Annotated in this window: 26 protein-coding genes; 13 read left to right on the top strand and 13 right to left on the bottom strand. The window is 64.9% G+C overall.

Translation table 11 applies throughout. From position 1 onward, the window contains the following. Positions 1–47: 47 nt before the first annotated feature. The 4 genes from HBA54_RS19495 (at position 48) to HBA54_RS19480 (ending at position 3,159) form a co-directional block, all read left to right on the top strand. Positions 48–1,130 carry an enolase C-terminal domain-like protein gene (locus tag HBA54_RS19495; protein ID WP_167227757.1) on the top strand — a complete coding sequence of 361 codons (1,083 nt, stop codon included), beginning with the start codon at positions 48–50 and terminating at the stop codon, positions 1,128–1,130. 91 nt (positions 1,131–1,221) lie between these two features. After that, positions 1,222–1,791: a permease gene (locus HBA54_RS19490; protein WP_167227754.1), complete on the top strand. Its 570-nt coding sequence runs from the start codon at positions 1,222–1,224 to the stop codon at positions 1,789–1,791. Then, positions 1,788–2,285 carry a permease gene (locus HBA54_RS19485; RefSeq protein ID WP_167227751.1) on the top strand — a complete coding sequence of 166 codons (498 nt, stop codon included), beginning with the start codon at positions 1,788–1,790 and terminating at the stop codon, positions 2,283–2,285. The genes HBA54_RS19490 and HBA54_RS19485 overlap by 4 nt, the downstream gene beginning before the upstream one ends. 157 nt (positions 2,286–2,442) lie before the next feature. Further along, positions 2,443–3,159: a HoxN/HupN/NixA family nickel/cobalt transporter gene (locus tag HBA54_RS19480; RefSeq protein WP_167227748.1), complete on the top strand. Its 717-nt coding sequence runs from the start codon at positions 2,443–2,445 to the stop codon at positions 3,157–3,159. A gap of 24 nt (positions 3,160–3,183) precedes the next feature. On the opposite strand, the gene HBA54_RS19475 is transcribed toward HBA54_RS19480, so the two are convergent. The 4 genes from HBA54_RS19475 to HBA54_RS19460 form a co-directional block, all read right to left on the bottom strand. Beyond that, positions 3,184–4,491: a polyhydroxyalkanoate depolymerase gene (locus tag HBA54_RS19475; RefSeq protein WP_167227745.1), complete on the bottom strand. Its 1,308-nt coding sequence runs from the start codon at positions 4,489–4,491 to the stop codon at positions 3,184–3,186. Between the two features lie 231 nt (positions 4,492–4,722). Further along, complete coding sequence (locus HBA54_RS19470; protein ID WP_205944775.1) at positions 4,723–4,983, bottom strand: ParB N-terminal domain-containing protein; 261 nt, start codon at positions 4,981–4,983, stop codon at positions 4,723–4,725. 93 nt (positions 4,984–5,076) lie between these two features. Further along, positions 5,077–6,570, bottom strand: coding sequence for a glycerol kinase GlpK (glpK, locus tag HBA54_RS19465; RefSeq protein WP_167227743.1), 1,494 nt, complete (start codon positions 6,568–6,570; stop codon positions 5,077–5,079). A 398-nt stretch (positions 6,571–6,968) separates the two neighbouring features. Next, entirely contained in the window at positions 6,969–8,750 is a 1,782-nt protein-coding gene (locus tag HBA54_RS19460; protein ID WP_167227740.1) for an acyl-CoA dehydrogenase, read from the bottom strand. Between the two features lie 187 nt (positions 8,751–8,937). On the opposite strand from HBA54_RS19460, the gene HBA54_RS19455 reads away from it, so the two are divergent. From HBA54_RS19455 to HBA54_RS29910, 4 genes are all read left to right on the top strand, one after another. Then, positions 8,938–9,381, top strand: a complete 444-nt coding sequence (locus HBA54_RS19455; RefSeq protein WP_167227738.1) for a hypothetical protein — start codon at positions 8,938–8,940, stop codon at positions 9,379–9,381. 59 nt (positions 9,382–9,440) lie between these two features. After that, positions 9,441–9,614 carry a DUF4169 family protein gene (locus HBA54_RS19450; protein WP_167227736.1) on the top strand — a complete coding sequence of 58 codons (174 nt, stop codon included), beginning with the start codon at positions 9,441–9,443 and terminating at the stop codon, positions 9,612–9,614. A gap of 262 nt (positions 9,615–9,876) precedes the next feature. Continuing rightward, complete coding sequence (locus HBA54_RS19445; protein WP_167227734.1) at positions 9,877–10,824, top strand: transporter; 948 nt, start codon at positions 9,877–9,879, stop codon at positions 10,822–10,824. Positions 10,825–11,000: 176 nt separating this feature from the next. Continuing rightward, the gene (locus HBA54_RS29910; RefSeq protein ID WP_205944781.1) at positions 11,001–11,267 is read left to right on the top strand and encodes a GNAT family N-acetyltransferase; all 267 of its coding nucleotides are present in this window, start codon (positions 11,001–11,003) and stop codon (positions 11,265–11,267) included. Here the strand turns inward: HBA54_RS29910 and HBA54_RS19435 are convergent. Beyond that, positions 11,236–12,678 (bottom strand): FAD-binding oxidoreductase, encoded by a 1,443-nt coding sequence (locus HBA54_RS19435; RefSeq protein ID WP_167227732.1) that lies wholly within the window; start codon positions 12,676–12,678, stop codon positions 11,236–11,238. The genes HBA54_RS29910 and HBA54_RS19435 overlap by 32 nt on opposite strands. Before the next feature lie 77 nt (positions 12,679–12,755). Next, on the bottom strand, positions 12,756–13,724 hold the full coding sequence (locus HBA54_RS19430; RefSeq protein WP_167227730.1) for an L-threonylcarbamoyladenylate synthase: 969 nt from the start codon (positions 13,722–13,724) through the stop codon (positions 12,756–12,758). 390 nt (positions 13,725–14,114) lie between these two features. On the opposite strand from HBA54_RS19430, the gene parA reads away from it, so the two are divergent. Then, positions 14,115–14,750 (top strand): ParA family partition ATPase, encoded by a 636-nt coding sequence (parA, locus tag HBA54_RS19425; protein WP_167227728.1) that lies wholly within the window; start codon positions 14,115–14,117, stop codon positions 14,748–14,750. Here parA and HBA54_RS19420 read toward each other — a convergent pair. From HBA54_RS19420 to HBA54_RS19405, 4 genes are read right to left on the bottom strand one after another with little or no spacing between them, the layout of a single operon-like run. After that, positions 14,740–15,477: a DUF8737 domain-containing protein gene (locus tag HBA54_RS19420; RefSeq protein ID WP_167227727.1), complete on the bottom strand. Its 738-nt coding sequence runs from the start codon at positions 15,475–15,477 to the stop codon at positions 14,740–14,742. The genes parA and HBA54_RS19420 overlap by 11 nt on opposite strands. Before the next feature lie 38 nt (positions 15,478–15,515). Further along, positions 15,516–16,283 (bottom strand): SDR family NAD(P)-dependent oxidoreductase, encoded by a 768-nt coding sequence (locus tag HBA54_RS19415; protein WP_167227726.1) that lies wholly within the window; start codon positions 16,281–16,283, stop codon positions 15,516–15,518. Beyond that, positions 16,280–16,696, bottom strand: coding sequence for a hypothetical protein (locus HBA54_RS19410; RefSeq protein ID WP_167227725.1), 417 nt, complete (start codon positions 16,694–16,696; stop codon positions 16,280–16,282). Before HBA54_RS19410 ends, HBA54_RS19415 begins: the two co-directional genes overlap by 4 nt. 27 nt (positions 16,697–16,723) lie before the next feature. Continuing rightward, the gene (locus tag HBA54_RS19405; RefSeq protein WP_167227724.1) at positions 16,724–17,278 is read right to left on the bottom strand and encodes a carboxymuconolactone decarboxylase family protein; all 555 of its coding nucleotides are present in this window, start codon (positions 17,276–17,278) and stop codon (positions 16,724–16,726) included. Between the two features lie 109 nt (positions 17,279–17,387). On the opposite strand from HBA54_RS19405, the gene gcvA reads away from it, so the two are divergent. After that, positions 17,388–18,338 (top strand): transcriptional regulator GcvA, encoded by a 951-nt coding sequence (gene gcvA / locus HBA54_RS19400; RefSeq protein WP_167227723.1) that lies wholly within the window; start codon positions 17,388–17,390, stop codon positions 18,336–18,338. Here the strand turns inward: gcvA and cysQ are convergent. Continuing rightward, positions 18,308–19,159: a 3'(2'),5'-bisphosphate nucleotidase CysQ gene (gene cysQ, locus HBA54_RS19395; RefSeq protein WP_322096075.1), complete on the bottom strand. Its 852-nt coding sequence runs from the start codon at positions 19,157–19,159 to the stop codon at positions 18,308–18,310. The two genes, gcvA and cysQ, sit on opposite strands and share 31 nt — an antisense overlap. Before the next feature lie 2 nt (positions 19,160–19,161). Further along, positions 19,162–21,498 (bottom strand): xanthine dehydrogenase family protein molybdopterin-binding subunit, encoded by a 2,337-nt coding sequence (locus tag HBA54_RS19390; RefSeq protein WP_167227722.1) that lies wholly within the window; start codon positions 21,496–21,498, stop codon positions 19,162–19,164. Positions 21,499–21,704: 206 nt separating this feature from the next. Between HBA54_RS19390 and HBA54_RS19385 the strand changes: the two genes are divergently transcribed. The 3 genes from HBA54_RS19385 to HBA54_RS19375 are packed head-to-tail and all read left to right on the top strand — an operon-like array spanning position 21,705 to position 23,233. Continuing rightward, positions 21,705–22,154, top strand: a complete 450-nt coding sequence (locus HBA54_RS19385) for a VOC family protein (protein ID WP_167227721.1) — start codon at positions 21,705–21,707, stop codon at positions 22,152–22,154. Between the two features lie 11 nt (positions 22,155–22,165). Further along, positions 22,166–22,651, top strand: a complete 486-nt coding sequence (locus HBA54_RS19380; RefSeq protein WP_167227719.1) for a gamma-glutamylcyclotransferase family protein — start codon at positions 22,166–22,168, stop codon at positions 22,649–22,651. 42 nt (positions 22,652–22,693) lie between these two features. Further along, positions 22,694–23,233, top strand: a complete 540-nt coding sequence (locus HBA54_RS19375) for a hypothetical protein (protein ID WP_167227717.1) — start codon at positions 22,694–22,696, stop codon at positions 23,231–23,233. Between the two features lie 114 nt (positions 23,234–23,347). On the opposite strand, the gene HBA54_RS19370 is transcribed toward HBA54_RS19375, so the two are convergent. Beyond that, a complete protein-coding gene (locus tag HBA54_RS19370) occupies positions 23,348–24,307 on the bottom strand; it encodes a ribonucleotide-diphosphate reductase subunit beta (RefSeq protein ID WP_167227715.1) in 960 nt (319 codons plus the stop codon). Between the last annotated feature and the right edge of the window lie 148 nt (positions 24,308–24,455).

Here is a 24,455-nt window from a genome sequence, read left to right as displayed (position 1 = left end):
AATGAAAAAAAGGCCGGTTTGGCGCCCTTAAAGAGGAGAGCGCGCCGATGGAAAAACTGACCATTCATTCTCTCGTGGCCCGGGCCGTGTTGGTTCCGCTGGACCCGCCGCTGACGACGGCCAGCGGCGTGGTGGCCGCCGCCCCGCTGGTGCTGATCGACCTGAAGACAGAAGAAGGCGTGACCGGTTGCGCCTATGTCTTTTGCTACAGCCCGGTGGTCATGGGCCCGATCGCCGAGACCCTGCGCAACATCGGGGATCTGGTGAAGGGTGCCGCCGTGGCGCCCCAGGATCTCGACCGCCTGCTGCGCGCCCGCTTCCGGCTGCTGGGGGTTCAGGGTCTCGTCGGGATGGCCATGGCGGGCTTCGACATGGCGGCCTGGGATGCTCTGGCCAAGGCGGCGGGTCTGCCGCTGGTAAGCCTGCTCGGCGGCACGGTCTGCGCCGTGCCGGTTTATGACAGCCATTCCATGCTGGCGGCCGATCAGGCCGCCGCGGCGGCGGCTGAGTCGCACGCCAAGGGTTTCGGCGCCATCAAAGTGAAAATCGGCCACCCCGGCATCGCCGAGGATCTGGCGGTGATCCGCGCGACCCGGGATGCCGCCGGCCCGGATATGGCAATCATGGTCGACTACAACCAATCCCTTTCGGTGCCGGAGGCAATGGCGCGCGCCCGCATTCTCGATGACGAGGGGTTGGCCTGGATCGAGGAGCCGACCATCGCCGAAGACTTTGCCGGTCACGCAAAGATCGCCGATGCGGCCAGGACGGCGGTCCAGCTCGGCGAGAACTGGTGGGGCCTGCCGGATATGCAAAAGGCCATTGCCGCCGGCGCCTCGGACCTGGCGATGATCGATGTCATGAAGATCGGCGGCGTGACTGGATGGATGAAGGCCGCCGCTTTGGCGGAGGGCGCCGGCCTGCCGGTCTCCAGCCATCTCTGGCCGGAGGTGAGCGCCCACCTGCTGGCCGTGACGCCCGGTGCGCATCTGTTGGAGTACCTGGATCTCGCGGCGCCGGTCCTTCAGCAACCGGCACAGGTGCAGGGCGGCAAGGTGGTCATCCGCGACGAGCCCGGCAGCGGCGTCGCCTGGGACGAGGCCGCCGTCAGCCGTTACGCCGCCGATTAACGTTTGTTCCCTGTAAGCGGCTGGCGGGAACGGGGGCGGCGATGCTATCCTGCTGTTTCACCTGCCAAACTGACCGTTCGGATCCAGGAACTTGCCGAATCCCGCGCCGGCCCGGCCGCGCCGTAAAGTCGACGCCGGACTGCTGATCGTCCTCGCTGTTGCCCTGCTTGCCGGGGGCCTCTGTTATGCCCTGAAGGGGCCGGCGGTTTTCTGGAGCGTCCTCGGCGACGACCTCTGGCTGTTGCTGGCCATTGCCCCCAAGGTGCTGGCCGGCGTGCTGCTGGCCGGGCTCTTGACGGTGCTGCTGCCGCGCGAACAGGTGGCACGCTGGATGGGTTCGCGCTCCGGCCTCAAGGGCCTGACCCTGGCCGCGCTGGCCGGCGCCCTTTTGCCCGGCGGACCGATGATGACCTTTCCCCTGGCGGTGGCGCTGGGCGCCGCCGGTGCCGACATCGGCACGGCAACGGCTTTCATCGCCGGCTGGGCGTTGCTTAACGTCAGCCGCACCCTGGTCTGGGAGATGTCGTTCTTCGACAACGATTTCGTGCTGCTGCGCTATGGCCTCAGCCTGCTGCTGCCGATTCTGCTCGGCTGGCTCGCCCGGCAGTGCTTCGGGCGCGTGAAGGCGCTGGCCGAACGGCAGGAAGGGGGCGCCGAATGAGCATCGTGATCGCCTCTGTGCTGCTTTATGGGGCCGTGCTGGTGCTTGGCGGCCTGGTGCTGCGCCGCGGCGGCGATGCGGTGCCGGAAGCCCTGAGAATTTCCTGGGACCAGGCCTTATCGGTGACGCCGCGCATTATCCTCGCGGTCATCGGCGCCGGCTTCATCGCCGCCCTGGTGCCGCCGGAATGGGTCGCGGCCTTCGTCGGCCGGGACACCGGTTTCGCCGGCCTGCTTCTGGCCAGCCTGATCGGCGCGCTGACGCCCGGCGGACCGATGCTGGCCTTTGCGGTCGGTGGCGCCGCCATGGAAGTCGGTGCCGGGGCGCCGCAGATGATGGCCTTTGTCTCCGCCTGGTCGCTCTTTAATTTTAACCGCATGCTGGTCTGGGAGTTTCCCATCATGGGACACCGCTCGACCCTTCAGCGCTTCGCCATCGCGTTGCCGCTGCCGGTTCTCATCGGGCTGGCGGTCGGACAGCTCGGTCTTCTCTGACGACTGGATCGGCGGGCCGTCGCGATTAAGGCAGAGAGAGTCAATTGCGCGCTTGGCCGGCGGCCGCAGCGGCCTATACTGGCAAAGCGACTCCGATGAGCCGCTAACCGCTTTGTTTGTTTGTGATTTTCCGTTTTTCACTGGGTGGGTTGTTTTAATGATCTCCGCACTTTTCCTGGGCTTCCTGATCGGTTTGCAGCATGCGCTGGAGGCGGATCACGTGGCCGCCGTTGCCAGCATCGTCTCCGGAGAGCGCAAGCTTGGCAGGGCGCTGCGTCATGGCGCGGTCTGGGGTCTCGGCCACACGCTCACCCTTTTGCTGCTGGGCGGGATGGTGGTGCTGGCGGGGGAAGCGATCCCCGAGATCTGGGCCCAGGGCCTTGAACTGCTGGTGGGTGTGATGCTTGTGGTTCTCGGTCTGGCCGTTCTGCGCCGCCTGTGGCGCGAGAAGGTTCACTTTCATATCCATCGCCACGCCGACGGCGTCACCCATATGCACGCCCACAAGCATGAGGCCGAAGAGGGCCGCCACGATGCCAGCCGTCACGAACACGAACATCCCGCCGGCTTGCCGCTGCGCAGCCTCGCGGTCGGTATGATGCATGGGATGGCGGGTTCGGCCGCGCTCATTCTGCTGGCGCTGGCCTCGGTCACCTCGACGCCGCTGGCGCTCGGCTACATCGTGGTTTTCGGCATCGGCTCGATCGTCGGCATGGCGCTGCTTTCCGCCGTCATTGCCGTGCCCCTGGGCTACACCGCCGGGCTCTTCACCTGGGCCAACCGGGCCCTGCAGGGTGCGGTCGGTGTCGTCACCGTGGGGGTCGGCGGCACGATCGTCTACGGCATCACCGTCACCGACTGGGGGCTCATCTAGACGGGACAGACAGGGCCTGAGCTGTTACCGGTCGCCACGAGGGCCGCGCCGCTCGGCGCCCTGCCAGGTGCCGACGGCGGCAGACTTGCGTCCGGGATTGCTGCCGATCCTGTGGTCGTGGGTGCGGATGAACTGCTTGACGCAGGGCGCGATCCGCTCGCGCCACTTGCCGCCATTGAACAGCCCATAGTGCCCGACGTCCCGCGCCAGGTGGTAGGCTTTCATCTCGTCGGGCAGGTTGGGCGTGATCTCGAGCGCCGCCTTGGTCTGGCCGATGCCGGAGATGTCGTCGAGCTCGCCTTCGATGCACAGCAAGGCGGTGCGGGTGATGTGTTCGGGTAATACCGGATGCCAGCGGGCGATCATCTTGCCCTGGGGCAACTCGTGTTCCTGGAAGACGGTCTTGACCGTCTGCAGGTAAAACTCCGCCGGCAGATCCATCACCGCGCGGTATTCCTCGTAAAAGACGCGCTTCTTGTCTGCCGCCTCGTCGTCGCCGCGCACCAGATGGTCGAACAGTTCGCCGTAGGAGGCGAGATGGCGGTCGTAGTTCATGGCGATGAAGTTGGTGAGCTGGATGAAGCCCGGATAGACCTTGCGGAAGACGCCGGGATAGGGCGGCGGTACCTGGACGACGACGTTGTTCTCGAACCACTCGATCGAGTTTTCCTTGGCCAGTTTGTTGACCTGGGTGGGCGACTCGCGGGTATCGATCGGCCCGCCGATCATGGTCAGCGTGGCCGGCAGGCAGTTGTCGCCCCAGGCCGACATCACCGAGACGGCGGCGAGCGCCGGAACCGACGGCTGGCACACCGCGATGATGTGGGTGTTGGGGCCGAGCACGTGCAGGAAGTCGATCAGGTAGTCGATGTAGTCGTTCAGATTGAACCTGTCGTCGGTTACCGGAATCATCCGGCAGTCCCGCCAGTCAGTGACGAAGACATCGTGGTCCGGCAGCATAGTCTCGACGGTGCCGCGCACCAGGGTCGCATAGTGGCCCGACAGCGGCGCGACGATCAGCAGCTTGGGATCGTCCGGGCGCTCGCGCGCCCGCTTGAAATGCAGAAGGTCACAGTAGGTCCGCTTGATCACCACCTCTTGTTCGACCGCGACTTCGACGTCGCCGATGGTGGTGCTGTCGAGCCCCCAGTTCGGTTTGCCGTAACTCCGCGTCAGATGCTCGAAGATGTCCGCCGCCGACTCGATCGAGCGCACCATCGGCGTGTTGGTCATCGGATTCATCGGGTGGTTGAGCATCATCCTCAGGCCGTCGCTCATGGCCCGCGCCGGCGCCATGGAAAGGCGCGACATCTCGTGCAGATAGTAGAGCATGGACTGACGTCTCCCTCGCCGGGCTGCTGCGCCGGGCCGTGCAATCGTCGCAGCCGGGCTATTGGTCGGGATTGCGGCAGCGCGGAGCCTAGGGCCAAACAGCTTGATTATGGCTTAATGGGGCGAGAACTAGGCAAAAAGGCTAGGATTTTCGCCTCTTTTTCAAGACGCGCAGAAGGACAAAAACGTCCTTCCCATGGCCCGGTGGGGGCTGTGCGGGGAACGAAAGCCTTAGTGCTGGCGGGCGCGGACGATGATGCTCTTGATGGTTTCTTCGCCCAGGGCGCGGCAGGCCTCCAGGCGGTGCAGACCTTCGATCAGCACGAAGCGTCCGTTGCCCTGGCGCACCGAAATCGGCAGCTTCAAGCCTTCTTCCATGATGCTCTCGGCCAGCTCGTCAACCTGCGCCGGCTTCAGGGTACGCTTGCGCTTCGCCGGTACATAGATCTCGGCGATCGGGATCTCTACGCTTTCCATCGTCCGCTCTACCAAATGCTTCTCCTGTTAACCCGGTGCCGCGCGGGCTGCGCCGCCTCCGGATCCTGAATTCTACGCAGAGGGCGTTAAGAGAATCCAGCCTGGGCGCTATGCGGAAGAGCTGACCCGGCCGACGGCGTCGCGCCAGCCGCTGTAACGCTCCTCGCGGTCCGCCTCGGCCATCTGCGGTTCGAAACGGGCGTTGCACTGCCATTGCGCGGCGACAGCCTCCAGATTCTGGAAGAGACCACGATTGAGGCCTGCCAGATAGGCCGCACCCAGGGCCGTGGTCTCGGCCACCTGCGGGCGCTCCACCGCAACACCCAGGATGTCGGCCAGCATCTGCAGCATCCAGTCGTTGGCCACCATGCCGCCGTCGACCCTCAGCGTCTCCAGCCCGCTGGCGCCGTCGGCGCGCATGGCTTCCAGCAGGTCGCGGGTCTGGTAGCAGACCGCCTCCAGGGTCGCGCGGGCCAGTTCCGCCGGTCCGCTGGCCCGGGTCAGCCCGAAGATCGCGCCGCGGGCATCGGCGTCCCAGTAGGGCGCGCCGAGGCCGGTAAAGGCCGGCACCAGATAGATGCGCTGGCCGGTATCGGCCTGCTTTGCCAGGGCTTCGGTTTCTTCAGCCGAACCGATGACACCCAGGCCGTCGCGCAGCCATTGCACGGCGGCGCCGGCCACGAAGATGCTGCCCTCCAGCGCGTAGGTGGTCTTGCCGCCCAGGCGATAGGCCACGGTGGAGAGCAGCCGGTTCTGTGAGTACACAAGATCGCTGCCGGTGTTGAACAGCGCAAAGCAACCGGTGCCGTAAGTGGACTTCATCATGCCCGCCTCGAAGCAGGCCTGGCCCACCGTCGCGGCCTGCTGGTCGCCGGCGATGCCGCCGACGGGCAGGGCGGCGCCCAGCAGCGCGGTTTCGGTGGTGCCGAACTCCGCATCGCTGTCGCGGACCTCCGGCAGCAGGCTTTCGGGAATGCGCAGCAGCTCCAGCAGTTCCTTGTCCCAGACCTGGCGCTTGATATCGAAAATCAGGGTGCGCGCCGCGTTGGTCGCGTCGGTGGCGTGGACCCGCCCCCCGGTCAGCCGCCACAGCAGGAAGCAGTCGATGGTGCCGAAGGCAAGCTCGCCGCGCTCGGCCCGTTCGCGCGCGCCAGGTACCTTGTCCAGCAGCCAGGAAATCTTGGTGCCGGAGAAGTAGGGGTCCAGCAGCAGGCCGGTCCGCTCCCGCACCAGTGCCTCGGCGCCGGTTGCGCGCAGATCCTGGCAGAATTCCGATGTCCTGCGGTCCTGCCAGACGATGGCCTTGTGGATCGCTTCGCCGGTCGCCCGGTCCCAGATGACGGTGGTTTCGCGCTGGTTGGTGATGCCGATGACGGCAACGTCGCCCATGGTCTTGCCGGCATCGGCCACCGCGTCCTTGCAGACCGCCAGCGTATCGCGCCAGATATCCTCGACATCGTGCTCGACCCAGCCGGACTGGGGAAAGTGCTGCGGAAGCTCTTTCTGGGCCAGGCCCAGCCTTTGGCCCTCTGCAGAGAACAGAATCGCCCGCGTGCTGGTTGTTCCCTGGTCGATTGCAAGAATGCTGCTGCCTTCGGCCATCGCACCGCTTCCCCCGTTGATCAGTTTGTTTTTGGTTTTGCCGCCTCCGGCCTGGCGAACCGGAGGGCGCATGGTGTCGCTCCGGCCCGGGAAGATCAAGTCTTCCCATGTCCCGTGGATAAGGTGGCTTTACTTGCCCGGCGGGAATTCTGGCCGATTGATCTGCGTCAAGGCGACCGCGATCCCAGACCTCTAGATTTATAGCATCCGCTGTGTGCTGGAAGGTGGTCCCCACCATAACTCTTGGCCTTCCAGTCTGCGGACCCGGTCTTAGCCCAGTTGGACCGGTTGCGGGCATCTCGGAAGTAATTTCGAGGCTATGTCCCAAACGTCTGCCCGGTGCCGAACACTCCCGGCACCGGGCATTTTTTTGTTTCTCCGATCTGTCTGAAACGGCGCTAGAACTGTTCGTCGGCGAGGGCCAGGGTCGATTCGGCGCCCTTTGTCACTGCGGCGGCAAGCCCCGCAGCCTCGCCCAGCAGGTTGTCGGCATAGAAGCGCGCGGTCTTCAGCTTGCCGTCGAGATAACTTTGGTCGCCACTGCCGTCTTCTGCCCTGCGGGCTGCTTCGATGGCCGCCTGCGCCAGCAGCCAGCCGCCGAGGACCACGCCGAAGAGGTTCTGGTAGGGGGTCGCCGAAGCGGCGCCGCGTAGCAGATCTTCACCACCCTGTTCCAGCATCCAGGCCGTTGCCCGGTCGAGGGCCTCCAGGCTTTCGGCCAGCGGTTCGCGAAGGGCGGCAAGCGCGCTGTCGGCCTCCGCTTTGGGCAGCCCGGCGCGCATCTCCATCAACAGGCGGGTCATGGCTGCCCCCTCGTCGCGCAGCAGCTTGCGCGTAAAGAGGTCGAGCGCCTGGATGCCGTTGGTGCCTTCGTAGATCGGCAGGATGCGGGCGTCGCGGTAGTGCTGCGCGGCGCCGGTTTCTTCGACGAAGCCCATGCCGCCGTGGATCTGGATTCCCAGCGAGGCAACCTCGCAGCCGATGTCGGTGCACCAGGACTTGGTCACCGGGATCAACAGGTCCAGCAGGGCCTGCTGTCCCCTGCGTGCCTCTTCATCCGGCTCCCGCTTGGAACGGTCCAGCGCGGCAGCCGCCCAATAGGTCATGGCCCTGGCCGCCTCGGTCTTGGCCTTCATGGTCGCCAGCATGCGGCGCACGTCGGGGTGCCGGATAATGGCGACGGTGGCGGCATTGCCGTCAAGCGCGCGGCTCTGGGTGCGGTCGAAGGCATAGGCGCGGGCTTGTTGATAGGCGCGCTCGGCAATCGCCACGCCCTGGATGCCAACGGCAAGGCGGGCGTTGTTCATCATCGTAAACATGCAGGCCATGCCGCGGTTTTCCCCGCCGACCAGATAACCGATCGCGCCGCCGGAATCGCCATAGGCCATGACCGCGGTGGGCGACGCCTTGATGCCCAGCTTGTGTTCGATGGAAACGCAGCGCAGGTCGTTGCGCGGGCCCAGCGTGCCGTCCTCATTCACCAGGAACTTGGGCACCAGGAACAGGCTGATCCCCTTGGTGCCCGCGGGCGCATCGGGCAGGCGCGCCAGAACCATATGGACGATGTTTTCGGTCAGGTCGTGTTCGCCGAAGGTGATGTAGATCTTCTGGCCGGTGATCAGATAGTGATCGCCGTTAGGCTCCGCCTTTGTCTTCACCGCCCCGACGTCGGAGCCCGCCTGCGGCTCGGTCAGGTTCATGGTGCCGGTCCACTCGCCGGAAATCATCCTGGGCAGGTAGGTCTGCTTCTGGTCTTCGCTGCCGTGTTCCTGAAGCAGTTCCACCGCGCCGGCGGTCAGCAGCGGGCAGAGCCCGAAACTCAGGTTCGCCGCCTGCCAGATCTCCTGCACCGCCGTGGCCAGGGTCCAGGGCATGCCCTGACCGCCGTAGTCCGGATCGAAGGGCAGGGAGTTCCAGCCGCCTTCAACGAACTGGTTATAAGCCTCCTGGAAACCCTTGGGGGTGCGCACCACGCCGTTTTCGTAGACCGAGCCTTCACGGTCGCCCGGGTGGTTCAGGGGGGCCAGCACCGCGGCGCCCAGCTTGCCGGCCTCCTCCAGGATGGCGTCCACCAGATCCGGCGTCGCTTCCTCATAGCCCGGCAGGCCGGCGATACCCGGCATATCGGCGATGGCGTCCAACGCAAAGCGCATCTCGGTGATCGGCGCGGTATAGGTCATGGCAGGCATCTCCCAGGCAGAGATTTGTCGGACGCGGGCCAGCGTCGCGTTGTTTTCCCACAGAGAAAGATGGAGCAGCACAGCCGTCTTGGCAATGGAGGGGGCGGCGTTGAACCTTTCGCCGCCTTGGACCCGACGAAGAGGTCCAATCTGGGTCTCACACGGCAGGTAAGGCAAAGAAGACGCCATGACGGCTATTTTCCAACTGCAGCGCGCGATGCTCGGCTATGCGGCCGGGGCCGGCCTTGCCGTTCTGGTGATCGCCGTCATGGTCGGCCCCATGGCCGGTGCTTTTGCCTTTGTCGTGGGGGCGGCCATTGCCGCCGTCTGCGGTGTTTTCGTCTTTCTGCCGGTGGTCCTGCTGTTGATCTGGATCGGGCAACTGCGGATCTGGTGGGTCGTCCTTCTGGCGCCGGTCCTGCTGCTGGCGGGCAGCAGTATTCTTTTCCCCCCTGATGACCTTGCGCTGACGCTGGCTTTCCTGAAGCGCGACGGCGCCGGACAGCTTGTGCCGGATTGGAAGCTCATTGCAGCAGCCGGCTCCGCCGCGGCAGCCGGATTGATCGGCTGGCTCGTCGGCTTTGGATTCCGGACAAGGCCGGCACCGCCGGAAGATGATCGTTCTGCTTAGCCGATGCTGTCGAAAAATTGGTCGCTGACGTGACGATCCTGAGCGCCTAGACTTACTTCATGGCTGAGATCATCAATCTGCGGCAGGCGAAGAAGCGCAAGGCGCGCGACGAGAAGTTGGCGAAGGCGGCGGACAATCGCGCGCGCTTCGGCCGCAGCAAGAGCGAGCGCAAGAAGACCGATGACGAGCGCGACAAAGCGCTGCGCGACCTTGACGGCAAGAAGCTGGACTGAACGCCGGGGTGCGCGGCCTATCGTCGCACAGCCGCTGTTCAGATAAGCGAAACAGGCCTGTAACCGTTTTTCATTTGCCGTAGATCAATGCGGCGGATCGCCGGAGCTGATCTCCTTCACCCACATCGTTGGCGTCTTTCCTTTTCGAACTTGTGATCACGTTCCGCGCTGTGCGCAGCGCTGGAACGCTTCTGTAGACCACAGAGCCGGGGGGAGGGCGCGGCGCGTCCTGAACCTCGAAAGTGGATGATAAGGAGACGACATGATGAAAGGGATTCTTGGCAACGCGATCTGCACGACCGCATTGTCGGCCCTGTTTCTTACCGCCGTGATATCTGACCAGGCCGCGGCGGCCGAAGAACCCTTCAGGCCCTTTGGCCTGAACCTGGAAGGCTCTCTGGGCGAAGGTGGACACAGCCGCTATGTCCCGCCGCTGACCAATCCTATCTTCAACGAAACGCCTTACATCACGACAGAAGCCCGGGCGATCTACTTCTATCATGAGCTTCCCAATGATTTCGTGACCGGCGGCGGCCACGTCAATCTCGTGGCCCTGCAGCTTCGCCTGGCGCTGACCGAACGCCTGGGCTTCATCGCCACCAAGGACGGCTACGCGGATTTCCAGTTCGATGACGTCCTGGAAGATGAAAGCGGCTTCGCCAACATCGCCTTCGGCTTCAAGTACGCGGTCATTTCCATTCCGGAAGATGAAACACTTCTGACGGTGGGCCTGCGCTACGAGATACCGATCAACGACCTAGAAACCGGCGGTATCGAACTGCAGGGCGACGGGGACGGCTTCCTCAACCCCTTCGTGACCGGCGCGACGACCTTTGGCGATCTTGGTCTCCAGGCCAGTTTCGGCGCCAACATCGCTCTCGACGGCGATGCCGATACCTCGATCGTCCACTATTCGGCGCATGCGGACTACGAGGTTCTTCCCGGGTTCTTTCCCCTGATCGAGGTCAATGGATTTACGCCCATCGATCACGGCAATCGCCTGACCGGCGCGCTGGGGGATCTGGACGGCGTGGACGTACTGAACTTCGGCAGCGATGACCGCGACACCACGATCACCGTCGGCGGCGGCTTTCGCTATCAATTCAACGACAATGTGCAGATCGGCCTTGGCGGCGAAACCCCGATCACCGACAAGGACGACAGCATCTTCGATTACCGCGTTTACTTCGATCTCGTTCTTTCGCTCTGAGAACCGGGCGGGCGCTGCGGGAGGGCACAGGCTGCCTGGTTCCCTGCTGCGCCCGCCATGGCCGTCCGTGAGAACCTCATGCCAAGACAGCGGCGGTAAAAGGGACCGCCAATGCTGCCGACGTTCGAGACCGAGAGACTTCTGCTTCGCCCGCGTTCGATTGCGGACCTGGAAGACTGCCTCGCCATGGACCGCGACCCCCTTGTGACGCAGTTCATTGCTGGGGAAGGGGCTATGCGACCGAGGCTGCGGCGCCGGTTCTGGCGCACGCCCTGCAGGGCCTTGGCCTGGATGCCGTGGTCGCCGACATCGATCCCTTGAACGCCGCTTCCATACGGGTCGCCGAGAAGCTCGGTCTTGTGTTCGCCGAAGAGCGATACCTTGACGGTGCTTTGGCGAAGTCCTACCGCCTCAGCGCGGGACCACTTTCCCCGGGTTCATGAGGTTCTGCGGGTCGAGGGCGGCTTTCACCCGCTGCATCATCTCGATTTCCAGGGGCGATTTGAAGTGGGCGTTTTCCGTCACCTTCATGTGGCCGATGCCGTGCTCGGCGGAGATCGATCCGTCCAGTTCCACCACCAGGCTGTGGACTGCATGGTTGACCTCGTCCCAGCGGGCGAGATAGTCGGCCTTGTCGGCGCCTTCCGGCTGGGAAAGATTGAAATGGATGTTGCCGTCGCCGAGATGGCCAAAAGACACCGGGCGAATACCGGGGACCATTTCTTTCACCAGGGCCAGGGCGCGCTCCAGGAAAAGCGGTACCTTGGAAACCGGCACCGAGACATCGTGCTTGATGGAGCCGCCCTCGAACTTCTGCCCCTCCACCAGGCCTTCGCGGATGCGCCAGAAGGCGGCGGCTTGGCGTTCGTTGGCGGCCAGGGCTGCGTCGATCACCAGGCCGTCTTCGCAGGCGGTGGCGAGCAGGTTTTCCAGGACGTCGCGCAGGCTGCCGTCGGCTTGTCCGGAGGCCAGTTCGGTCAGCACGTACCAGTCGTGGGCTTCGCCGAGCGGGTCTTCGATGCCGCTGACGTGGCGCAGGGCAAAGTCGAGACCGATGCGGGGGATCAGTTCGAAGGCCGCGACTCGGTCGCCGGAAGCAGCCCGGCTGCGGGCCAGCAGTTCCACGGCGGCCTCAGGGCTGGTCACCGCAATGAAGGCGACGGCGGTTTCCCGCGGCCGGGGAAAGAGCTTCAGGGTCGCTGCGGTGATGATCCCCAGGGTACCTTCCGCGCCGACGAAAAGGTGCTTCAGGTCGTAGCCCGTGTTGTCCTTGCGCAGCGCGCTCAGCCCCTCCCAGATGCGCCCGTCCGCCAGCACCACTTCCAGGCCCAGTACCAGGTCGCGGGTGTTGCCGTAGCGCAGCACGTGGATGCCGCCGGCGTTGGTTGAGAGGTTGCCGCCGATCTGGCAGGAGCCTTCGGCGCCCAGGCTCAACGGAAACAGCCGGTCTGCTGCTTCTGCCGCCTGCTGCACGCTCTGCAGGATGCAGCCCGCTTCGACGGTGATGCTGTAGTCGGTTGGATCGACGTTCCTCACCCGGTTCATGCGCCCGAGGTTGATGAGCAGCGCGCCGTCCTGTTCGAAGGGCACCGCGCCAGCCACCAGACCGGTGTTGCCGCCCTGGGGCACCAGAGGCACCCCGGCTTCGGCGCAGAGCGCGACAGCACGCGAGACTTCCTGCGTGTCTGCCGGGCGGATCATGAAGGGTGTATGGCCCTCGTAGCGGCCCCGCTGTTCCTTCAGGAAGGGTGCCAGGGTCTGCGCATCGCCGACCACGCCCTTTTCACCCAGCAAGGCGGTGAGTTTCCTGCGCAGGGCATCGTAGTCGGCGGTTTTCGGGCTCAAGGTATCCATGATCAGGACTTTAATGCGCGCGACCGGTCCTGGCGAGTCTGTCCCTGGCGCGCTTGTCCGGGACCAGCTTGGCCGGCTCAGCCTTCCCGCGGCGCGGCGGCGCGGCGCAGCCGGTCGTTGATGGCGGCGCCCAGGCCGCTCTCGGGGATCGGCATCGCCGCAATGGCGCCCGCGTCGCTTTCATCCAGTTCACGCAGACAGGCAAAGAGCCTGGTCGCCGCTTCGGCGAGATCGCCCGCAGGGCTGAGGTTCAGGGTCACGGCTGCGCCGCTTGGGGCCTGCGGGCCGAAAGCCAGCAGGGCCTCGTCCGCAGCGACGGAGGTCGCTTCAAGCCGCAAAGGTTTGGCAGGCGCGTAATGGCTGCTCAGCATACCCGGTGCTTTCAGTGTCCCGTCGTTTGCGGGCGGGGGTGTCAGATCGAGAAAGCCGCTCAAGTCCTCCGCCGTTACCGCGCCGGGGCGCAGTATCGTGGGCTTTGGCGTCGAGAGATCCAGCACGGTCGATTCCAGGCCGACGCTGCAGGCGCCGCCGTCCAGGATCAGGGGGATCCGGCCGTCGAGCGACCGGGCCACGTGCGCCGCCTGGGTCGGGCTGATACGGCCCGAGGCGTTGGCGCTGGGTGCTGCCAGGGGCAGGCCGGCCTCCGCCAGCAGCCGTTGGGCCACCGGGTGGGCGGGAACCCGGACCGCCTGGGTGTCTAGCCCGGCGCTGCAGAGCAGGGAGAGGCGGCTGTCGGCGCGGCGCGGCAGGACCAGGGTGAGGGGGCCGGGCCAGAAGCGCGCGGCGATTTCCCTGGCCCTGGTATCGAAAACCACTTCACGCGCGGCGGCGGCGGAGTCGGTGAAATGAACGATCAGCGGGTTGAAGCGCGGCCGGTCCTTGGCGGCGAAGATGCCGGCCGTGGCGTTGTCCGAGGTGGCGTCGGCACCCAGGCCGTAGACGGTCTCGGTCGGAAAGGCGACCAGGCCGCCGTCGCGCAGGATCTCTGCGGCTTCTCGAAAACTCTCGTCGTTCGCGGGTCGTATGGTGGTGCCAAGGGTCTGCATGGCGGCGCAGTCTAGTCATGCGCACGGCAAAGAAAAGACGCCCTTGGGGACCCGGGTTCGCACCTGGGTTCGCATCGGGGCGGGATCAGCCGCGACAGCAGCCGGGTAAACATAACGAAACCGGGGCCTGGAGCCCCGGTTCCTTTTGCTCTCGTCGATCCAGGATCGGCTCCTACCGCGGTTTACGGGAACCTCCTGCCGAGTCACCGCACAGGCATTGCGGCGGCTAAATCGTCGCCGGTTTACCGACCACGTGTCGTTAGAATGCGACTCTTCAACTGGTCTGGTCAAGACTCCAATTGTGAGAAAAATGGCAGAATTCTGCTGCTTGCCTTCGTGTTTTTGCATGTGCAAACTGCGCCCACCTCAACAAAAGCGCGGGTGGACAGCATGGCCGCAAAGATTCTTACCGTGGCGCAGCAAAAAGGCGGCGCCGGCAAGACGACTTTGGCCGTCAATCTGGCCGTTGCCTACCTGCAGGCAAAAAAGCGTGTCGCGGTGGCGGATATCGACCCGCAGCGGTCCTTCACCATGTGGCACGCACTGCGCCAGGAACTGCAGGGCGAGGATTCGGGGCCGACGGTCAGCACCGTCGCCGGTTGGAAGCTGGCGGTCGAGATCGACCGCCTGAAGCGGGACCACGACGTGGTGATTATCGATTCACCGCCCCATGCGGAGACGGATTCGAAAATCGCCGTGCGCCAGGCGGAACTGGTGATCGTTCCCGTGCAGCCCTCGCCGATGGACGTCTGGGCGACCGAAGCGATCCTGGATCTGGCACTGCAGGAAAAGGTGCCGGCGCTGCTGGTGCTGAACCGGGTACCGCCCCGCGCCAACCTGACCGAGGAGATGATGTTCGAGATTCGCGATTACGGCGCGAAGATCGCCAGGTCGCAGATCGGCAACCGGGTTGGTTTCGCCGGTGCCATGCTGAAAGGCCTCGGCGTCACCGAGTTTCAGAACCGGGGCCGCGCCGCCCAGGAAATCCGGGCCCTGTCCAAGGAAGTTCTGCGCCTCACCGGCTGAGGCTCCGGGCTTTCGCGTTGCGGCGTTCCCAGAGGCGCCAGGCCGCCCAGAGATTGACCAGCACAAACAGTGGCACGCCGATTATCGGGGCAATCGACATCGGATAGGTGAAGACGGCCCGGGCATCGGGCTGGCTGGTGAAGACCTGCAGCGGGCCGGGCAGGCCGAGCTGCAACAGGATCGGTGCCGAGGGGACGATGATGAGCGCGCCGATGAGGTTCCAGATCATAAAACCCTGGGCGGTCAGGTCGCCGCGTCTTGCCCGCACCGCGATCCAGAATGCCGAGAGGCCGAAGAGCAGGTCCGGGACGCCGACCAGGTAGGCGAAGTAACCCGGAAACTCACCGCTCTGCGTTTTGTAGAGGGTGCCCAGCGCCAGGATGCGCAGGCCGTGGAAGTAGGCCAGCCAGCGCCAGGGCGTGGCATCGAACACCGAGCGCAGGCCGTAGCGCAGCGGCGCGAAGAGAACAACCGGGCCGACGCAGACCGCGACCGTGATCACCTGCAGCCAGAGACCGGGCAGCCAGGGCATCAGATCGTCGGCGATGAACATACCGCGGGCGCCCATAAGGCTGGTGAGGATGGCGTAGCCGGCGATCCAGATCAGGTGAGCATGTACGGCGGCGGTGGAACCGGGTTGGGGTGCGGCCTGGAGGCAGCGCCAGGCCAAAGCGAAGAGAAAGCCCAGCTCGGCGGCCAGGAGGATTGGGGTGAGGGAAAGCTGCATGGGAACTCGCTTTTCTCTGGCGCGCTGTTTGGCGGCGATCACCAGTGCTCGGCAAAGGGGCGGATGACGTGGTCGAAGGACCAGGTGGAGCGGTCCTGCCGGCCGATGTGAAAGACTTCCTCGGCGATGGCTTCCGGCTTGGCGAAGAAGTCTTCGCGCCGGTGCGGCCAGTCATCGGGCGGTTTCAGCCAGGCGGGTTTTTGATCTTCCGGTCCGTACCAGGTCACGTCGATGGCGGCATCGACGGTGATGTAGGCGACATGGATGCCGTCGGGGCCGAGGTCGCGGGCCAGGGACTGCGCGAGAATGCGCTGTGCCGCCTTGGTCGGCGCAAAGACCGCATAGTTCGGTACGCCGCGCAGGGCCGCGGTGTTGCCGGTCACCAGGATGGCGCCCCGGCCGGCGCGGCGCATGGCCGGGGCCAGCTGCTGCACCAGAACCAGAAGGGCGGCGGTGTTCACCCGGAAGTTCGCTTCCAACTCGTCGACCGTGGTTTCTTCGAAACGCCGGAAGGTGGCCGAGACCGCGTTGTAGACCAGCACCGCAGGCTCCCCCAGGTCACGGCGAATCTTCGCCAGTGTTTCCGTCAGGGCAGGATAGTCGGCGACGTCGCAGGGATAGGCCCGGGCGCTGACGGTCTTTCGCGCCAGTGCCTCCAGCCGTTGGGCGTTGCGCGCGATCATCGCAACGCGGTAGCCGCCGTCGGCGAAGCGACGGACCAGCGCCGCTCCTGTGGCGTCGCCTACGCCGACGACGAGGCAGAGGGGCTGCTCCGGCCCCTCCGCCTTTCCCTCGATCTTGTTCATGCCGCCGATTTCTTGGGCCCGTAGGCGGGGCCGTACTTGGCGTTCTCCTCGCCGGCTTTGACCAGCCTGTGGCGCTTGGCGTCGAATTCATAGGTCCGGATCCACTCCACGTCGCCGGCGGCCATCAGCCGGCTGGAGTGAGGCGAACGCCCCTTGTCGCGGTAGGAAACCAGAACCATCCGGCAGGCCTGCCCGCCGTAACCGTATTCATAATCACTGGCGCCTTCGGGAACCCAGCGCGCCAGGTAGAGTTTCCAGTACTGGCCGTCGTGCTCGTAGATGGAAAAGGTCATCTCGTGGGTGTCGTATTGCCAATGCCAGATGCCGCTGTCTTCGGTCTTGATCCAGTCCGACAGCTTGCTGCCGTCGCTGAAGGTCTTGCCGGGCTCGGTCCACTGCAGTGTTTCCGTCATCGTTTCCTCCGTTCTCAATCCGTGGCTTTAACCTGTCTTGCTCTCCGCCGCGGCCAGCAGCGGGCCGTAGCCCTGCTCGGCCAGGGCCTTGCCGACGTAGGCGAAGTAGGCGGCATTGCCTTCGATACCCAGGCCGTCGACCAGCCGGTTCACATAGGCAAAGAGTGAGATCACGTTGATGGAATCCTCGACCGCCTGTTCCGACCAGCCGGCTTGGGTGACCTTGGCGATATCCTCGGCGGTGACGGCGGCGGGATTGAGGGTGAGGCGGTCTGCCAGTTCCAGCAGGGCGCGCAGCTTGGCGTCCACCACCGCCAGATGCGGCGCCTGATCGATGGCGGCGATCGCATCCGGCGCGGCGCCCATGGCCGACAGTGTGGCGCGGTGGGCGCCGACGCAGAAATCGCAGCCGTTCAAGCGTGAGACATAGCCCGCCAGAACCTCGCGCTCGGCCTTACCGATCTCGGATTCCCCGGTCATCACCGTCTCGATGAACATCAGCAGGGGGCGGTAGCGCCCGGGGTCGCGGAGAAAAACGTCGGCAACGCCTTGGAACGTCTCGGCATAGCTGAGATAAGGCATATCTATCTCCAGGTCGTCGTTTCTTTCTTTGATATCTTTGAGGTATGCTAACGCTGGTTGCGCGACAAACGATCAATACTGAGCCTAAGGCCAAGATTTATTAAGTCATATGGCAGACCGGAACCGCTATCCGCTGAACGCCCTGCGCGCTTTCGAGGCCGCGGCCAGGCACCTCAGCTATGTCGGTGCGGGCCGGGAACTGCACGTCACGCCGGCGGCCATCAGTCATCAGGTGAAGGCGCTGGAGGGCTATCTGGGAAAGCCGCTGTTCCGGCGGCAGTCACGCGGCCTGCTGTTGACCGATGCGGGGCAGCGCTTCGCCCGTGATCTGGATACCGCCTTTGACGGCCTGGACCGTGCCGTGGAGCGGGCACGCAGCAGCGCCGACCTGGCGCCGCTGAATATCTCGGTGGCGCCGGCCTTTGCCAGCAAGTGGCTGGTGCCGCGTCTGGAGCGCCTGGAGACGGCCTGCGCCGGCCTCGACCTGCGGCTCTCCGCCGGGCTCGATCTGGTCGACTTCCGCAGCTCGACTTTCGATGCCGCCATCCGCCTCGGCAAGGGGGACTACAAGGGTCTGGAAGGCGTGAAGCTCTTTGATGAAGAGGTGACGCCGCTGTGCAGCCCGCGCCTCTGCGGGGGCGAGGTCGGTCCGGGCGAGCTCGCCGGCCTGAGATTACTGCACGACGATTCGATGCTCTACGACCCGGCGGCGCCGACCTGGGCATCCTGGCTGTCGGCGGCGGGCCTCGCGGCCGTCGATGCGGAACGCGGTCCGCGCTTCAGCCACCCAGACCTGGCGCTGCAAGCGGCAGCAGACGGGCTGGGAATCGTTCTCGGGCGTTTGAGGCTGGCCAGTGATGATCTGGCGGCCGGGCGTCTGGTTGCGCCTTTCGATCTTGTCCTGCCCCTGGGGTCCAGCTTCTTCCTGGTCTATCCGCAGGCCGCGGCGGAGGACCCGCGAATCCTCCGCTTCAAGGACTGGCTGTTGCGCGAGGTCGCACCGCTCAACGCGGGTCCGGCTGTCGCCGCTCAATCCGGCGAGGCATCGCCCAAGGCATAGAAATGCGGGTTTTCGAAGTCCGGCTTGCCGTAGTCCAGGGGCTCGTCGTCCAGGGTATAGACCTGTCCGCCCGCGGCCAGCAGCACGGCGTGGCCGGCGGCGGTATCCCACTCCATGGTGCGCCCGAAGCGCGGGTAGACATCGGCGCGGCCGGAGGCGACGAGGCAGAATTTCAGTGAACTTCCGGCACTCACTTTTTCGGCGACGGTGTAACGGCTGAGGAAGTCGTCCAGTTCCTTGCCCGCGCCATGACGACGGCTGGCCACGACCACGGCGCCTTCCGAGGGAATCTTGCGCACCCGGATGTCCATGACGGGTTTATCGGTTTCGGCAAAGACCGCCTGGCCGCTGCCCTTGTCGCCGTCCTCGGTCTCGCCGCAGACGCCGGCCCAGGTCATTGCCATGGCCGGCGCGTGCACCACCCCGGCGACCGGTTGGCCGTCCTCGATGAGGGCGATGTTCACCGTGAACTCGCCGTTCCGGCTGATGAATTCCTTGGTACCGTCCAGGGGATCGACCAGCCAGAAACGGTTGCCTTCGATCACCGGCGCTTCGCCGGCGGCCATGGCTTCTTCGGCCACAACCGGAATGTCGGGGGTAAGCGTGTTTAGCGCACCGAGAATGAAAGTCTCCGCTGCTTCGTCCGCTTCGGTCACAGGGGAGGTATCGTCCTTCTCGCGCACGGCGATCTCTTCGCCTTCGACGTAGTAGGCGAGGATGATCTTACCGGCCCGCTCGGCGATCAGCTTGAGGGTCGCGATAATGTCCTCGGCGCCCAGTTCCTCGACTGCTTCTTCGGCAATGCTTTCGTTCGTGTTCACGCTTACTCCGCCGCTCTTTGTTCGTGTGCGTCCTGTATCGCCCGCCACACCTTCTCAGGTGTCGCCGGCATGTCAATGTGCCGGATGCCGAGGGGCGAAAGTGCGTCAACCAGGGCATTTATGACGGCCGGGCAGGCACCGATGGCCCCGGCTTCCCCGGCGCCCTTCACCCCCATCGGGTTGGTCGCGCAGGGCATGTCCTCGATCATGGTCAGCTCGATCGACGGCATGTCGTCGGCCCGCGGCATGCAGTAGTCCATGAAGGAGCCGCTCAGGAGCTGTCCGTTCTCGTCGTAGACCGTGTGTTCCAGCAGCGCCTGGCCGATGCCCTGGGCGGTGCCGCCGTGCACCTGGCCCGCCACCATCATGGGATTGACCAGGGTGCCGAAGTCGTCGATCACGACATAGCGCAGAATGCTGGTAACGCCGGTTTCCGGGTCGACCTCCAGCTCACAGAGATGGCAGCCGTTGGGATAGGTCTGGGCCTCGGCAACGACGTGGTGCTGATCCTCCAGCGGTTCCTGGATTTCCTCCGGCAGGTTGCCGCCGCCGGCTGCCTTGGCGACCTCGGCCAGGGTGACGCGGCGGTCGGTGCCGGCGACAGTAAAGATCCCCTCGGCGAATTCGATGTCCGCCTCGGCAGCTTCCAGCAGATGGCCGGCGACCCGGCGGCTGCGCTCGATCACCTTGTCGGCGGCGCCGTCCAGGGCCCGGCCGCCCATCAGCAGCGACCGCGATCCGCCGGTACCGCCGCCCTGGGGCAGGTCCCAGGAATCGCCCTGGTGAATCTCTATCTGCTCCGGCTCAAGGCCCAGCTTGTCGGCCAGCAGCTGGGTATAGGCGGTATAGTGGCCCTGGCCGTTGGACTGGGTGCCGATCCACAGGGTGACGCCGCCGTCCTCGCGCAGTTTCAGCTGCGCGGTCTCCTCGCCGTTGGAGCCGCAGACCTCGCCGTAGCTGGCAAAGCTAAGGCCGCGCAGCTTGCCTCTCGCCGCGGCTTCGGCCCGGCGGCCCGCGAAACCGGCGGCATCGATCGCCTCCAATCCCTTTTCCATGATCAGCCCGAAGTTGCCGCTGTCGTAGGTCTCACCGAAGGCGGTGGTGAAGGGCAGGGCATCGGCTGCGATGAAGTTGCGGCGGCGCAGTTCCTCTGGGGCGAGGCCGAGGTCGCGGGCCGCCGCGTCCATCAGCCGTTCGATCATGTAAGCGGCTTCCGGGCGCCCGGCGCCGCGGTAGGCATCCACCGGCACCGTGTTGGTGAAGACACAGATGACCTCGGTGTAGCCGACGGGGATGCTGTAGAGCCCGCTCAGCATCGGCCCGTAACAGCCGGTCGGAATGTAGGGCGCGAAGGCCGAGAGATAGGCCCCCATGTTGGCTGTCGTGGTGACCCGCAGGCCCAGCGCCTTGGCGTTTTCGTCCAGCGCGAGTTCCGCCAGGGTCACGTGGTCGCGGCCCTGGGTGTCGCTGAGGAAACCCTCGCTGCGCTCGGAAATCCAGCGCACCGGCCGGCCCAGGCGCCGGGCGGCGAAGAGCACCAGCACCGTCTCCGGATAGACGAAGATTTTCATGCCGAAGCCGCCGCCGACATCCGGCGAAATCACGCGCAGCTTTTCCTGCGGCGTGTTGAAAACGCGGCTGAGCGGCCCGAGCATGCGGTGCGAGCCCTGGTTGCCGGTATAGAGGGTAAAGGTCTCGGTCGCCGCGTCGTAGTCGCCGATGGTGCCGCGCGGCTCCATGGCATTGACCACCACCCGGTTGTTGACGAACTCCAGGCTGGTGACGTGATGGGCTTTGTCGAAGGCGGCTTTGGTACCGGCTTCGTTGCCCATCTCCCAGACCAGACAGGTATTGTCGGGTGCCTCGGCCCAGATCTGCGGTTGGCCGGCTTCCTTGGCGCTGCCCGTATCGATGACCGCCGGCAGGTCGTCGTAGTCGATCATCACCAGATCGGCGGCGTCGCGCGCCTGGGCCTGGGTTTCGGCCACCACGAAGACGACCGGATCGCCGACATGGCGGACCCGCCCCCGGGCCAGCGCCGGATGCGGCGGCATCACGGTCTTGCCGCCGCCTTTCCCGGGCATGGGCGCCAGGCAGGGAATGTCGCCGACACCGTCGGCGCTCAGGTCCTCGGCGGTGAAGATGCCGAGGACGCCCGGCAGAGCCCGGGCCTCCTCCAGGTCGATGGCGCGGATCTCGGCATGCGCGTAAGGACTGCGCAGCAGCACGCCGTAAGCCTGTCCGTCCAACTTGATATCGTCACTGTAGCGGCCTTGCCCGGTCAGGAAGCGCACGTCTTCCACCCGGCGCAGGCCCTGGCCAACGCCAAATCGCCCCATGGATGCAGAGTTCCTCGTGAAGAAAGAATGTGTGGATAAGCTCTGATGATAGTCGACAGACCCGCCGCCCACCAAGGAGAAAGTCGTGACGGTTCCATGAGACCGGCGCAGGGCGGGATTGTTGGTCTGCGTCTGATTTGGCAGGAGATTGTCTGCTGATGCCTGGGCTAGTCTCCCGCCTCAATCAACAAAAGGATCGGTGAGGGATGGAACAGCGTTTGACGATGGTGACCCTGGGGGTGCGGGATCTGGCGCGGGCGCAGGCCTTTTACGAGCAGGGCCTGGGTTGGACCTTGGGCGAGGGTGTCGAGGGGCAGGTCGCTTTTTATCAGCTCGGCGGCATGCTGCTCGGTCTCTATAACCTGGAGGCGCTGGCCAAGGATGCGAAGCTGCGGCTCGCGCCCTTGGAGCCGGGCAAGACCCTGGGCGGAATCACCCTGGCCTATAACGTACGCGACGAGGCGGCGGTGGATGCCGCCCTGGCGGAGGCCGAGGCGGCGGGCGCCACCATCCTGAAGCCGGCGGAAAAGGTGTTCTGGGGCGGCTACTCCGGCTACTTCGCCGATCCCGACGGCCACCCCTGGGAGGTTGCCTTCAACCCCTTCTGGACGTTGAATGACGATGGCAGCGTCACCCTGGGGAAGAAGGACGGATAGGAATCGCAAAGGTGTTACAGCTCGAAAGCGGCGACGGCCTGCAAGCTGTTCTGGCCAGGCTGAACCGCGGCCGTCTCAGCCTGCCCGATACCTGGGAAACGGCGGGCCTGGCCGCCGCCGAAGAGACCCTTGAGGCGCTTTTCAGACCGTCGGAAAAGCTGGCCGTCTACGGCACCCTGGCGCCGGGCAAGGTCAACCATCACCACATCGCCGACCTTGGCGGAAACTGGGCCGACACCGCCCTGCGCGGAACCCTGGGTCAGGTTCCCCAGGGCATCCACCAGGGCCTGCCGGGCCTGTGCCTCGATCCGGCGGCAGCGCCGATGCCGGTGAAGCTGCTGGTCAGTGTCAGGCTGGCCGCCGCCTGGGCCCGCCTCGATGCTTTCGAGGGCGAGGAGATGCAGCGTTTGCTGGTGCCCCTGGAGCGCGATGGCGCCTTTGCAGGTCTTGCCAACATCTATAGCCTGCGCCGGTCGATGATCGCCGCGTTGACCTGAAATTGCGAACAACCGAGAACGCGTCGCAAGAGGATTGTGGAGATGAGACTATGTCGCGCGGCCGGCTCGGCAGTGTTGGCCGTTACCGCCTTGCTGTCGCTCTTTGCCACGCCGAAGGTTCTCGCCGGCGAGGTGAAGACCAATATCTTCGGCGAGCGGGCCTACTATCACCTGGCGCTGGAACTGACAAAGAACACGTTGGTCGAAACCGGCCGGGTCATTGATCCTGACCTGGGCTACCGCTTTGGCGAAGGCGGCATGTTCGAGATCTATCTGACGCCCTCAGCCTTGCCAAAAAATGTGACGGCGTCCGGTTGTACGGCAATCAAGGCGCGCATGTTCTGGACCAACCCCACGAAGCCAGATGCGGCCGAAAGGATCGCGGAAAAACGAGCGCTTTTTCAGCAGATCGAAGCCTTGCGACGTGGCGAGAGTGAGCGGGTCGAGGTGGTCCTGGAACTCAATCCCTACGTGGAAAAAACATCTGAGGCGGAACTGCAGCTCACCCAGTGTGTGGCCTTCTTCCGCCGAGCCTTCGGCGCCTACGTACCGCACGACGGCCCGCTTGCCGACACCCGTTGATGGTTACCGCAAACAGCAGTTTCGAAAGGTGAATCTGCTCTAACCATTTGATGTCGATCGGATTCACATGTTTTGTCCAAACCACAAAGTGGTTCCGACAAAACATGATCCGATCTAGTCGAAAGCCTCTTCCCACTTGCCCTGGGTGGCGGCCTTGGAATATTCGGTCGCGCGGTTTTCGAAGAAGTTCACGTGCTCGACGCCGTTCAGGATGGCGTCCAGCCAGGGCAGGGGGTTCTTGTCGGTGCGGTAGATCGGCTGCAGGCCGAGCTGGGTGAGGCGGCGGTCGGCGATGTAGCGGATGTAGGCCTTCACCTCCTCGGCATTCAATCCTTCGATGCCGCCCTGCTCGAAGGCCAGGTCGATGAAGGCGTCCTCGTGGGTGACGATGGTCTCGCAGGCCTTATAGAGGTCGCGCTCGAATTTCTCCGTCCAGACCTCCGGGTTCTCCTCGATGAAGGTCTTGAACAGGCGGATCGCCGACTGGGTGTGCAGCGTCTCGTCGCGCACCGACCAGGTGACGATCTGGCCCATGCCCTTCATCTTGTTGAAGCGCGGGAAGTTCAGCAGGATTGCGAAGCTGGCGAAGAGCTGCAGGCCCTCGGTGAAGGCGCCGAAGACGGCCAGGGTCTTGGCGATCTCCTCCTTGGTGTCGCAGCCGAACTCGTGCATGTAGTCATACTTGTCCTTCATCGCCTTGTAATGAAGGAAGGCCGAGTACTCGGACTCCGGCATGCCGATGGTGTCGAGCAGGTGGGAGTAGGCGGCGATGTGCACCGTCTCCATGTTGGAGAAGGCGGCCAGCATCATCTGCACCTCGGTCGGCTGAAACACCCGGCTGTAGTGCTTCATGTAGCAGTTGTTCACTTCCACGTCGGACTGGGTGAAGAAGCGGAAGATCTGGCTGAGCAGGTTCTTCTCCGCAGCGGTCAGGTTGCGGTTCCAGTCCTTCACGTCATCGGCCAGCGGTACCTCTTCCGGCAGCCAGTGAATGCGCTGCTGCATCAGCCAGGCGTCGTAGGCCCAGGGGTAGCGGAAGGGTTTGTAAACCGGGCTGGCGTCAAGCAGGGACATGGCGTCTCTTCTCCAAAGGTGGCGCCCGGTCTTCGATGACGGGCTGCCGTTCAATGTCTATGGCCGCTTATTCCGCTAACGTAACGTTAGCCTTGGGCCTTTGGCAGGTGAGGCCGGCGGTCCCCCCGAACCGCCGGCCTCTGAACCC

This window comes from Pelagibius litoralis (genome assembly GCF_011683915.1).
Lineage (GTDB): Bacteria > Pseudomonadota > Alphaproteobacteria > Kiloniellales > Kiloniellaceae > Pelagibius > Pelagibius litoralis.
The sequence above is the reverse complement of the archived record's forward strand: the minus strand, read 5'-3'. Positions and strand labels throughout refer to the sequence as shown.